Annotated in this window: 6 protein-coding genes; all 6 read left to right on the forward strand. The window is 37.7% G+C overall.

What is annotated here, in order from left to right; translation table 11 throughout:
- The first annotated feature begins 18 nt into the window (after window positions 1-18).
- Window positions 19-3,093, forward strand: coding sequence for a preprotein translocase subunit SecA (secA, locus tag JML65_RS13705; RefSeq protein ID WP_047489685.1), 3,075 nt, complete (start codon window positions 19-21; stop codon window positions 3,091-3,093).
- Window positions 3,094-3,243: 150 nt separating this feature from the next.
- Complete coding sequence (locus tag JML65_RS13710; protein WP_202271164.1) at window positions 3,244-5,451, forward strand: TonB-dependent siderophore receptor; 2,208 nt, start codon at window positions 3,244-3,246, stop codon at window positions 5,449-5,451.
- Window positions 5,452-5,483: 32 nt separating this feature from the next.
- Window positions 5,484-7,643, forward strand: a complete 2,160-nt coding sequence (locus tag JML65_RS13715; RefSeq protein ID WP_202271165.1) for a TonB-dependent siderophore receptor — start codon at window positions 5,484-5,486, stop codon at window positions 7,641-7,643.
- A gap of 41 nt (window positions 7,644-7,684) precedes the next feature.
- Window positions 7,685-8,884, forward strand: coding sequence for a PepSY-associated TM helix domain-containing protein (locus JML65_RS13720; protein ID WP_202271166.1), 1,200 nt, complete (start codon window positions 7,685-7,687; stop codon window positions 8,882-8,884).
- On the forward strand, window positions 8,884-10,998 hold the full coding sequence (locus JML65_RS13725; RefSeq protein WP_202271167.1) for a TonB-dependent receptor: 2,115 nt from the start codon (window positions 8,884-8,886) through the stop codon (window positions 10,996-10,998). Before JML65_RS13720 ends, JML65_RS13725 begins: the two co-directional genes overlap by 1 nt.
- Before the next feature lie 51 nt (window positions 10,999-11,049).
- Window positions 11,050-12,261, forward strand: a complete 1,212-nt coding sequence (locus JML65_RS13730; RefSeq protein WP_047489697.1) for a PepSY-associated TM helix domain-containing protein — start codon at window positions 11,050-11,052, stop codon at window positions 12,259-12,261.
- Window positions 12,262-12,316 lie beyond the last annotated feature (55 nt).

Raw genomic sequence — 12,316 nt, forward strand, 5'->3', positions numbered from 1 at the left:
GCATAAAGCAAAAAATTTATGAGTTTTTTAAACAAAGTTCTTAAAGGGTTTTTGGGAGACAAAAAAGCGCAGGACCTAAAAGAAGTAAAAAAAGTTGTAACAAAAATCAAAGCTGTAGAACCTAATATCCAACAATTAACGGATGACGGGTTGAGACAAAAAACTGCTGAGTTTAAAGAGAATATAAAATCTGCAACCAGTAAAATTACAGCTCAAATAGAACAGATAAAAGAGCAGATAAAGAACTCAACAAATGTTGACGAGAAAGAAGCTCTTTTCTCAAAAATTGAGTCTTTAAAGAAAGAATCATACGAAATTGAAGAGAAAGTTCTTGCTCAGATCCTTCCGGAAGCTTTTGCATTGGTAAAAGAAACGGCAAGAAGATGGGCTCAGAATGGAGAAATCCGTGTAACAGCCAATGACTGGGATAGAGAATTAGCTGCCATGGGGAAAGATTTCGTAGAAATTCAGGGAGACACAGCTGTTTGGAAAAACTCATGGGATGCTGCCGGAACTCCAGTAGTTTGGGATATGGTCCACTATGATGTTCAGTTTATCGGAGGAATCATTCTTCACGGAGGTAAGATTGCCGAAATGGCGACCGGTGAGGGTAAAACTTTGGTAGGAACATTACCTATCTATTTAAATTCACTTCCTGAAAGAGGGGTTCACGTGGTAACTGTGAATGACTATCTTGCGAAAAGAGACTCCGCTTGGATGGGTCCTCTTTATCAGTTCCATGGAATGTCTATCGACTGTATAGACAACCACCAGCCGAACTCAGACGGAAGAAGAAAAGCATACAACTCAGATATTACCTATGGAACCAATAATGAATTCGGTTTCGATTATCTGAGAGATAATATGGTGGCTTCACCTTCAGAATTGGTACAAAGAGAACTTAACTTTGCTATCGTGGATGAGGTAGACTCTGTATTGGTAGATGATGCAAGAACACCATTGATTATTTCCGGACCTGTTCCACAAGGAGACAGACAGGAATTTGATGTTTTGAAGCCATCTATTGACAGGATTGTTGAAGTTCAAAAGAAAACGGTTTCTGCTATTTTTAATGAAGCAAAAAAATTAATTGCAGCAGGAAACACCAAAGAAGGAGGATTCAAATTGCTTCAGGCTTACAGAGGTCTTCCTAAAAACAGACAATTAATCAAATTCTTATCGGAAAGCGGGAACAGAGCATTGCTTCAAAAAGTAGAAGCACAGTATATGCAGGATAACAACCGTGACATGCCGATCGTAGATAAAGATCTCTACTTCGTTATTGAAGAGAAGAACAATCAGGTTGACCTTACAGACAAAGGTGTTGAATACATGTCTCAGGGGAACTCTGATGCCAACTTCTTCGTACTTCCTGACATCGGGACTGAAATTGCTGAAGTAGAAGCTAAAAACTTATCTAAAGAAGAAGAGTTTGAAGCAAAAGAAAGACTTTTCTCTGACTTTGCTGAGAAATCAGAACGTGTACACACGATGAGCCAGCTATTGAAAGCCTATACATTATTTGAGAAAGATGATGAATATGTGGTGATTGATGGTGAGGTAAAAATCGTTGATGAGCAGACAGGGCGTATCATGGAAGGACGTCGTTATTCAGACGGTCTTCACCAGGCCATTGAAGCAAAGGAAAATGTGAAAATTGAGGCAGCAACTCAAACTTTTGCAACCATTACACTTCAAAACTATTTCCGTATGTACAACAAACTTACGGGAATGACAGGTACTGCAGAAACAGAGGCGGGAGAGCTTTGGGAAATCTACAAATTAGACGTTGTGGTAATTCCTACCAACCGTCCTATCTTAAGAAATGACAAACAGGATTTAGTTTTCAAAACTAACAGAGAAAAATATAATGCTGTCATTGAAGAAATTGAAAAATTAACGGCAGCAAGAAGACCAGTACTGGTAGGTACAACTTCTGTTGAAATTTCTCAGTTACTTTCAAAAGCACTTCAGCTAAGAAAAATTCCACACCAGGTACTGAACGCGAAACTTCACAAAAAAGAAGCAGAGATCGTTGCAGGAGCAGGACAGCCGGGCGTTGTAACTATTGCAACCAACATGGCAGGTCGTGGTACGGATATCAAGCTTTCTAAAGAAGTAAAAGAAGCCGGAGGTTTAGCAATTATCGGTACTGAAAGACACGATTCAAGACGTGTTGACAGACAGTTAAGAGGTAGAGCGGGACGTCAGGGAGATCCTGGAAGCTCTCAGTTCTATGTATCTCTTGAAGATAACTTGATGCGTTTATTCGGATCAGAAAGAATTGCTAAAATGATGGACAGAATGGGTCATAAAGATGGTGAAGTAATTCAGCATTCTATGATCAGTAAATCTATCGAAAGAGCTCAGAAAAAAGTAGAAGAGAATAACTTCGGAACAAGAAAGAGACTTCTAGAATATGATGACGTAATGAACAAGCAGCGTGACGTAATCTATAAGAGAAGAAAGAATGCTCTATTCGGAGATCACTTGAAATATGACATCACCAATATGATTTTCGATGTTGCCAATTCTATCGTTACGAAAGGAAAAGCAAACGGAAGTTATAAAGATTTTGAATATGAAATTATCAAAACTTTCACCATGGAATCTCCTGTTTCTGAAAGCGAATTTGGTAACAAAAACATTCAGGATTTAACGAATATCTTATTCAAAGCTGCTCAGGAAGATTATCAGATGAAACTGAACCTATTGAAAGAAAAATCATTCCCTATTATTGAGAATGTATATCAAAATCAAGGTTCAATGTTTAAAATGATTCAGGTTCCTTTCACAGACGGTCATAAAACAATGACTATTGTAGCTGATCTTAAAGAAGCTTATGATACTCAGTGTGAGAGTCTGGTTACTGATTTCGAGAAGAACATCACCCTGTCTCTTATTGATGAAAACTGGAAACTTCACCTTCGTGAGATGGACGACTTAAGAAGATCTTCACAAGGAGCTGTTTACGAGCAGAAAGATCCGCTTGTTATTTATAAGCAGGAGTCTTTCCACTTATTCAGTGAGATGATCGACAAATTAAACAAAGAAATTATTTCGTTCTTATACAAAGGAGAAATTCCTGCGTAAGAAATAATTCATAATATTATAAAAAATCCGCATCAGCATTGCCTGGAGCGGATTTTTTTTATGTGGATATCATAATTTTATGACAAATATCAATCATTTAATTTATTTAGAACAGTTAAAAATAATATATTTGCAAAAAATTTGACTTTCATGAAAAATGTACTGATCTGTGCTTCTATGCTAGGCTCAATGCTGGCTTTTTCTCAGAAAAAGGACTCTGCTGCCACCAAAAGCATTGATGAAGTTATCATCAACACGTATGTGAAAAAAGATAGTGAATATTCAAACAAAATGCCTTTAAAAGCTATTGAAGATCCACAGGTATATTCTTCAATTGATAAAGGGGTCTTAGAAAATCAGCTTTTGTTTACTGTAGATGATGCTTTCAGAAACGTTGCAGGAGCACAAAAAATGTGGAGTGCTACCAACAGAGCAGGTGATGGAGGAATCTTCCTTAACCTAAGAGGTTTTGTGGCCGGAAACTCTATCAGAAATGGGATGGTAGCTCCTATTACCACGTCAATGGATGCTATCAATGTTGAGAGAATTGAAGTATTGAAAGGTCCTTCTGCCACATTATTTGGAAGTAATGTAACCTCTTACGGAGGAGTTGTAAACAGGGTTACTAAAAAACCTTTTGAGACTTTTGCAGGTGCAGTTTCTTTAGCAGGAGGAAGTTATAACTACTATAGAGTACAAGCAGACGTCAATGCTCCGATTACCCAAGACAAAAAACTATTATTCAGACTCAATACAGCTTACACTAACCAGGGAACTTTCCAGAGAACCAATGCAAAAAACTCATTTTATGCATTTACTCCTTCTCTTACCTACCGTCCCACAGATAATTTAGAAATCAATGCGGAGCTGGAAATGTTTGAAACCAATGCATATCCGGAAACAGCATTCTTCTTTTATGTTCCAAGTGCCCAGCTGGGAGCAGATAATATGGACCAGCTTGAAAAACTCGGATATAATTATAAGCAAACCTATACTGGTGAAGGTCTTAAAACGACAGCTAAAGCCAGAAACTTTTTTGGACAGGTTAATTATAAAATCAACGAACATATTAAATCATCTACTAATGTAAGTACTTCTTATTCTTATTCGGATGGATTCAACCCTTATTTCTATTTTGCTCCGAAAGGAATGGTAACAGGAATTCCAACTGATACAGAATTGGGAGTTGTAAGAGCTGACCAGTCAACAAAAGACAGTAAAAGAACTTATTTCCAGGTTCAGCAGAATTTCAATTTTGATTTTAATATTGGAAGCGTAAGAAACAGAACAGTAGCCGGTTTTGATTATATGAGATTAAACGACAACCAATACTTTATGTTTACCAATTTTGATTGGGTTCCTTTCACAGGTACAGACTATTCTACTATGAATGGGCAGACATTGGGAGCAATGTATGACAATTTGAGAAGCCAGCCTGATTTTGAGAAAAACAACACTTATATCAGCCGTGGAAAAAAAGATACATATAGTGGTTACATTTCTAATGTCATTACCCCTATTACAGGGTTAAACATCCTTACATCCTTAAGATATGAAAGTGTTGACTTCAAAGGAGGTCAGACAGGACAAAAACTTACAGATTCATATAGCCAGGGAGCTTGGTCACCAAAATTTGGTATTGTTTATCAAATACTTCCTGAGAAATTATCCGTATTCGGAAACTATCAGAACAGCTTTGCAGTCAATGGATATTATACTTCAGATACAACAGGAAATGTAGCACTTTCAACACCCGAAAGAGCCAATCAGTTTGAAGGTGGTATCAAAACGAATCTTATCAAAGGAAGAATTACTACAACTTTAAGCTACTATAATATTCAGGTAAAAAATACTCTTCTCAATACCGGTGAAATGACGGGAACTGGGCAGGCTGTCCAAAACCAGGCAGGTTTATTGAGAAGTCAGGGAGTAGAATTGGAAGCCAATGCTTATCTGATCAAAGGATTCTCTGTCATCGCTGGAGTAAGCTACAACGATATGAAATATACAGAAGCTGATGCTACAGTAATCGGAAGAAGACCTGCTACAGCCTCATCTCCATGGTTAGTCAATTTCAATGCAAGTTACCAGTTCCTTGACGGAAAATTAAAAGGACTTGGATTCGGGGTTGGAGGAAATTATGCGAGTGATAACAAAATTGTCAACTCAACTTCAATGGGAACTTTCATCCTTCCAAAATACCTGGTATTGAATGCTAACGCATTTTATGATACAAAAAAATTCAGAATCGGTGTGAAAGTAGACAACTTTACCAACGAACATTACTGGAGCGGATATACTACAGCCAATGCTCAGGCTCTAGCGAATGTATTAGGAAGCTTCACTTATAAATTTTAAACTGTTAGAATAATTTATTCCCCTTATAAACAATGAAAAGAATAACAATAGGAGCGGCATTATTAGCATCGCTGTTAAGTTTTGCTCAGGAAAAAAAAGACACCATCAAATCCAACGATATTGAAGAAGTAGTTGTTAACGGAAGATATTATCAGAAATACAAACTCAACGAGGTTTCTGGTTCATTGAGAATCCAGACTCCGATCCTTGAGCTTCCACAGAATGTACAATCGATAAGCTCACAGGTTCTTGCCGATCAGCTTACATTGAATATGTCTGAGGGCATTGTTCGTAATGTGAGTGGTGCAAGAAAAGTAGAACACTGGGATAATGTGTATTCTAATGTTTTTATGAGAGGAGCAGGTATTTCCACTTTCATGAACGGAATGAACGTTTCTTCTACATGGGGACCTATTAACCCTGATGCCTCTATTATTGACAGGATAGAGTTTGTAAAAGGACCTGCCGGATTTATGGGTTCTATGGGAGATCCTGCCGGATTTTATAATGTGGTAACCAAAAAACCAACCGGGAAATTTGCCAACAGTGTACGTTTCACTACCGGAAGTTATAACCTTTTCAGAGGTGAAGCAGATCTGGATGGAGTTCTTGTAAAAGACGGTGTTTTAGATTACCGTATCAATTTAATGGGAAGTTCTAACAATTCGTGGGTTGAAAATGATAAAACAAGCAAAATTATTGTTGCTCCGTCTATTACTTTCAGACCAACAAAGACCACTACATTTACTGCACAGTACAATTATCAGTATTTAAAATTCAATCAGCCGGGAGCTTATCTGATGTCTAATGACGGATATGCTTCACTGAATGTACACACTAATTTTAATGATCCTAACTTCAAGAAGACTGAAGTAAAAGATCAGAGTTTATTCTTAAGTTTAGATCAAAAGCTTTTCAAAGACTGGGTTTGGAGTACACAATATGCTTACATGGATCTTACATACGACGGAGGTTCATGGTGGGGAACTTTTGATCCGAATAATAAAAATGTATTAAACAGAACATTAAGCAACTGGCAAGCTAAAGGAAAAAATCACATTTTCCAGACCTATGTAAGAGGAACTCTTAATACTGGGAATATTGTTCATAAAATCATTGCAGGGTTTGATTATGGTGACAGAAAATACAAGGCAGACTTTTCATCTTTTGCAGGTGGACCATTCCCGATTGATATTTATAATGTTCAGTATGGTGTAGATCCTTCAAAACTTCCTTCTTCTGACTTTTACACATTAAACCCATCTGCTCCTTTTTATGATGATGAAGGCGTAAAATATACTTCATATTATGCTCAGGATCAAATTGAAATGTTTAACAATAAGCTAAGAATAACATTAGCAGGAAGATATACAAGTGGTACCACTTATGCCGGATATCCATATTATTCTCCGGAAAATATTGTTCCAAGAAATCAAGCAGGAGAATTCACACCGAGAGTCGGAATTAGCTATTCTATCCTAAGCGATTTCTCTGCGTATGGAATCTATGATAAAACTTTTGTTCCACAATCTGCAGTAGGAATTAATAATACTCAGATCACAGATCCTTTCAGAGGACAAAATATTGAATTCGGATTGAAGAAAGACTGGTTCGGTGGAAAATGGAACTCTACTTTTGCCGTTTACGAAATCAGAAGACAAAATATTCTTGTTGCAGGACCTAAAGAACAAAATGGAGGAAATCCTTTCCAGGTTGCTACAGGTGAACAAAGAGCAAGAGGTTTTGAAACAGATATCAAAGGAGAAATCATCAAAGGGCTGAACATTGTTATCAACTATGCTTATACTGATGCAAAAACCATCAAAGACACAGATCCTACAAGAATTGGAATTCAGTCTCCGGGAAATGCGAAAAATGTACAAAATACTTGGGTAAGCTACAGGTTTGAAAATGGCCTTATGAAAGGATTCGGAATTTCAGCTGGTTATCAGTATCAGGGAGGAAGACAATCCTGGTTTGGGGTAGGTGCAACAAAAGACCAAAGCCTTCCGGATTATTTTGATACCAACTTCGGGGTTTCGTATGTTGCCAAAAAATTCGATGTCAATCTAATATTGAATAATGTCCTTAACAAAAAACTTTACAGTGGATACAGAGGCGATGCCGGCGAATATGCTTGGATCTACAATGCTCCACGTAACTGGAGACTATCAATAGGATATAAATTTTAAAAAAATCAAAGGTTAGCCCCTCACGGGGTTAACTTTTTGCTATGAGAAAAAAGCATCACAATAAAAAGAAAGCTTCTTCAAAAAAATGGTCCGCAAAACTGCATTTGTGGTTTGGTTTGTCCGTTGGTATCATTGTATTCATAGTCTCTCTTTCGGGGACTTTATATGTTTTTAAGGACGAAATACACAATAGCTTACGCAAGGAAGCCATTGATCTCAAAAAAGAGGATATCGGGGAAAAGCCATTGCCTATTACTCTGCTTCGTGAAAAAGTATCGCTAGAGCTTAATGAAAAGTATCCTATCAGTGCTGTAGAAATTCCTTTGGATAAAACCAAGTCCTATCAGTTTGAATACTATGAAAAAAGTAAGAAAGGATGGAACTATTTTCAGCAGGTACTCATCAACAAGCAAGTCTATGTAAATCAGTATACCGGAGAAATCCTTGCCGTCTACAATGAAAAATATGATGTATTCAGTATCTTGAAGTATATCCACTGGGGACTTTTGCTGAATTCAGAATGGGGGCCGTACACCGTAGGAATCCCAACTGTTCTTTTTGTTATTATGCTGATCACCGGAATCATTTTATGGTGGCCAAAAAATAAAAATGCCAGAAAAGGGCGTTTTTGGTTCAATTGGGAAAATGTAAAAAATTGGAAACGTAAAAACTATGACCTCCATAATATCCTGGGATTCTATGCATCATTTATCGCACTTTTATTAAGTGTTACAGGACTTTATTTTGCATATCCTTATGTAAAAAACACGTTTACGTTTGCATTATCCGGTTCCTGGGAACTTCCAAAGGAAAAAGAAAGAAAATCTCCGGACTCTCTGATGGCGAAGAATGAAGCTATTTTTGATCTGGCTGCGGCTCAGACAGAAAAATTATATGCAAAATCATCCAGCTTCAGGATAAATCTAAACGGAAAAAATAAAAAAGGAAAAGAACTGAAAAACCTTCCGGTAACCGTATACGGACTTGACGGAAGATACAGTGAAAGAAATATCCTGACATTTGACAAATATTCAGGAAAACTACTAGCCAACAAACCTCATCACAAACTCAATACCGCCGAGAAATATTCTAACGCCAATTATGATATCCATACCGGATCTTATTTCGGGATCATTGGAAAAATCATCTGGTTTATCGCGGGTCTCATCTGTACATCACTTCCTGTAACCGGATTTCTGGTCTGGTGGGGAAAAAGAAAGAAAAAAGGAAAAAAAATATAATGAAAAAAGTGCTTTTATCAGCTGCCTGCTTAGGAACGACAACCGTTTTTGCCCAGGTTAAAGATAGTTTACAGACCAAGAATGTGGATGAGGTCGTAATGACCGCTTCAAGGAAGAAGGAGAACATTAAAGAAGTTCCCAGCTCCATCACTGTTGTTGCAGAAAAGCAGATACAGTCTCAGCTGACCGTCAATTCAGATATCACAAGTATCCTTCAGTATACCGTTCCAAGTTTAGGAACGAATTCCGGTCAGACTTCCAACACAGGTCAGACCTTAAGAGGGCGTCAGGTATTGGTATTAATCGACGGGATTCCACAGTCTACCCCACTTCGGAACGGAGCAAGGGATTTAAGAGTAATTGATCCTTCAGCTATCGAAAGAATTGAAGTGATAAAAGGGGCATCCTCCATTTATGGGAACGGTGCAGACGGTGGTATAATCAACTATATTACGAAAAGAAGTAAAACGGATAAGAAGATTTCCGGGATTTCTCAGATTGGTATTACAGAGCAGTCTTATGGAGGAACGTTAGGCGTAAGAGCCAGCCAGCTTTTAACCGGAAAGGTCAGAAAATTTGACTATACCTTATCACTGGCCTATGAAAGAACGGGTTATATGAAAGATGGAGACGGTGTCATGCTAAGCCCGACTTACAGTACCGCAAAAATGGACAACTATAACGGAATGCTGAAGCTAGGTTATGATATCAATGACAATCAGAGAATTGAAGCATCCTATATTGGCTACTCATCAAGATCAAATCTTAATTTAGGATTAAAGACAGGTGTTTACGGAATTGAACCTACTATTGGACAAGGAGAAGGGAAAAGCCTGGAAACAACACCTCAGGGGACACCAAAGAACCACAATATCAGACTAAGTTATGATAACAAAAACTTATTTGCCGGAACAGCCTTAAATATTAATCTTTATTACCAGGATTTTAAAACAGTTTACGGATATAGCGATACGTTTTTTAATGGAGGGCAATCCAATGTTATTTCCAAAAAAGCAGGAGCCAGATTTAATTTTGATACACAGCTTTGGAACACTCAAAATTCTCAGGGAGAAATTATCTATGGAGCTGATATTTTAAATGATCAAACGGTACAAAAACTGGAAGACGGACGCTTCTGGACTCCCAATATGAGTATGACCAATATTGCGCCTTTCCTGTTGGTAAAAATTGATCTGCTTAAAAAGCTAACCATTAAAGGAGGGCTTCGCTATGAAAACATCAAGGTCAATGTAGATGATTTCAACACCCTTTCTGTTATTAAAAATGATGGAACATTTACCAAAAGTATTCCTGTAAACGGAGGAAAACTAAGCTATAATGCCTTAGTGGGAAATATTGGTCTCCGCTATAATATTGAACCTTATATCAATCTTTTCGGAAGCTTTTCACAGGCCTACTCTATCAATGAGCTGGGAAGAATTCTAAGAACCTCAACTTCTGAGACGATTCAAAACCTTGAAACAAAACCCATCATTGTTAACAATTACGAACTGGGAGCAACAGGACAGCTTTCCAGCTGGCTTAACTATGAGCTGACTTCCTACGTAAGTACATCAAAACTGGGAGCAACCTTTGTACAGAGTGCAGACAGAGCTTTAACCATAAAAAGAGCTCCTGAAGTGATTTATGGAGTGGAAGGATTTCTGCATTTTACACCTGTCAAATGGCTTCAGTTCGGAGGAAGCTATAGCTGGATGGAAGGTATTACCTCTCCGGACGACAATGGAGATTATTCTGCAAAAATCAACAACAGCAGAATTTCAGCACCTAAAGTACTGGCTTATGCTCAGGTAAAGCCTATCCAGACATTATCTGTCGGGGTAGATATGCTTCATTCATTCAGACAGAACAGATTTGATCCTAATGCAAAAACAGGGTTATATGCTTATGGGGAAGGATATGTTCCGGACTACACTGTTTTTAACTTAAAAGCAAGCTACGAGGTAAACAACAACTGGAAAGTATCTTTAGGGGTTGAAAATATTCTCAACAGAGTTTACCAGCCGTCAATTGCCTGGTGGGCTGCCAGAGACAGTGATTTCACCAACTCTCTGGGAGCAAGGGGAACTTTCATGATTGAATATAAATTTTAATTAAACTAAATAAAACTAAAACTTATCTTTGCGTTAGTTTTCAATTACGATATGAATAAAAAGCATCATCATAAAAAAAAACCGGGATTCTTTAAAAAATGGTCTGCAAAACTGCACCTGTGGTTCGGGCTGGGAATAGGATTTCTGATTTTTATTATCTCCATTACCGGGGCACTGTATGTCTTTAAAGATGAAGTAGAAAACTTTACCCGTAAAGATGTCATTTACCATCAGGAACAAAATATTGAGCAGAAGCAGGTTCTTCCCATTAGAATAATGGAAAAATCCGTTGCAGAGCAGGTAAAAGAAAAATATCCTGTCCACTGGGTCAATATTCCTATCGACAAAAAACTGTCGTATGTCTTCTACTGGTATGAACACAATACGGACGCCTGGAATTATTTTGATGAATTTCCTGTCTATAAAGCAGCCTATGTCAATCCCTACACTGGAAAAGTGCTGAGGGTGTATGACGAGAAAAACGGCTTTTTCAATATTGTAAAAATGATTCACTGGAGCTACCTTTTAAAACAGGACTGGGGAACTTATGTAGTAGGAATACCGGTAATCATTTTCATCATTATGCTGATCAGCGGGATTATTCTGTGGTGGCCAAAAAACAAAGCAGCAAGAAAACAACGTTTTGCATTCAAGTGGAAGAATATCAAGAGCTGGAAAAGAAAGAACTACGACCTTCATAATGTCTTAGGATTTTATGCTTCCATCTTTGCTTTAATTTTCTCTATAACCGGATTGTTTTATGCCTTCTTTGTGGTTCAGGCTATGATCTATGTACTATTCTCCGGGGGAGAAACCAAATACCCGGATTTTTCACACATCAAGACAAAGGCTCCCATTGAGCTCAGAACGGAAGGAACTCTGGATAAAATCATCAATACAGTGAAACAGAAATATCCGGATTCTTATGGATTTGCGATCGATCTTGGCCACGAGCATATGGATGACCACGAGCATCCTAACTTTGAAGTCTATGTAAAACATCTCAGCTATTCTTATCACAAAAGCAGCAGCCTGATCTTCGATGAAAACTCAGGAGAATTGCTTCATACCCATGATCAGAAAGACAAAAATTTCGGTGAAAAGGTAGTGGGATCCAATTATGATATCCACGTGGGATCCATTTTAGGGCTTCCTACCAAGATTATTGCCTTTATTGTCAGTCTTATCTGTGCATCACTTCCGGTAACAGGATTTATGATCTGGTGGGGACGGAAAAAGAAAAAACCGTTAAAAACAGCCTAAAATTTTAAATAAAATGCAGTTCTTAATCCATTAATACAATCTTTTTTATAATTTT

Source organism: Chryseobacterium sp. KMC2 (assembly GCF_016756935.1).
GTDB classification, from domain to species: domain Bacteria; phylum Bacteroidota; class Bacteroidia; order Flavobacteriales; family Weeksellaceae; genus Chryseobacterium; species Chryseobacterium rhizosphaerae.

Bases quoted from the DNA above. Each gene is read 5' to 3' on its own strand.
- secA (WP_047489685.1), top strand. From the start codon at position 19: ATGAGTTTTTTAAACAAAGTTCTTAAAGGGTTTTTGGGAGACAAAAAA.
- JML65_RS13710 (WP_202271164.1), top strand. From the start codon at position 3,244: ATGAAAAATGTACTGATCTGTGCTTCTATGCTAGGCTCAATGCTGGCT.
- JML65_RS13715 (WP_202271165.1), top strand. From the start codon at position 5,484: ATGAAAAGAATAACAATAGGAGCGGCATTATTAGCATCGCTGTTAAGT.
- JML65_RS13720 (WP_202271166.1), top strand. From the start codon at position 7,685: ATGAGAAAAAAGCATCACAATAAAAAGAAAGCTTCTTCAAAAAAATGG.
- JML65_RS13725 (WP_202271167.1), top strand. From the start codon at position 8,884: ATGAAAAAAGTGCTTTTATCAGCTGCCTGCTTAGGAACGACAACCGTT.
- JML65_RS13730 (WP_047489697.1), top strand. From the start codon at position 11,050: ATGAATAAAAAGCATCATCATAAAAAAAAACCGGGATTCTTTAAAAAA.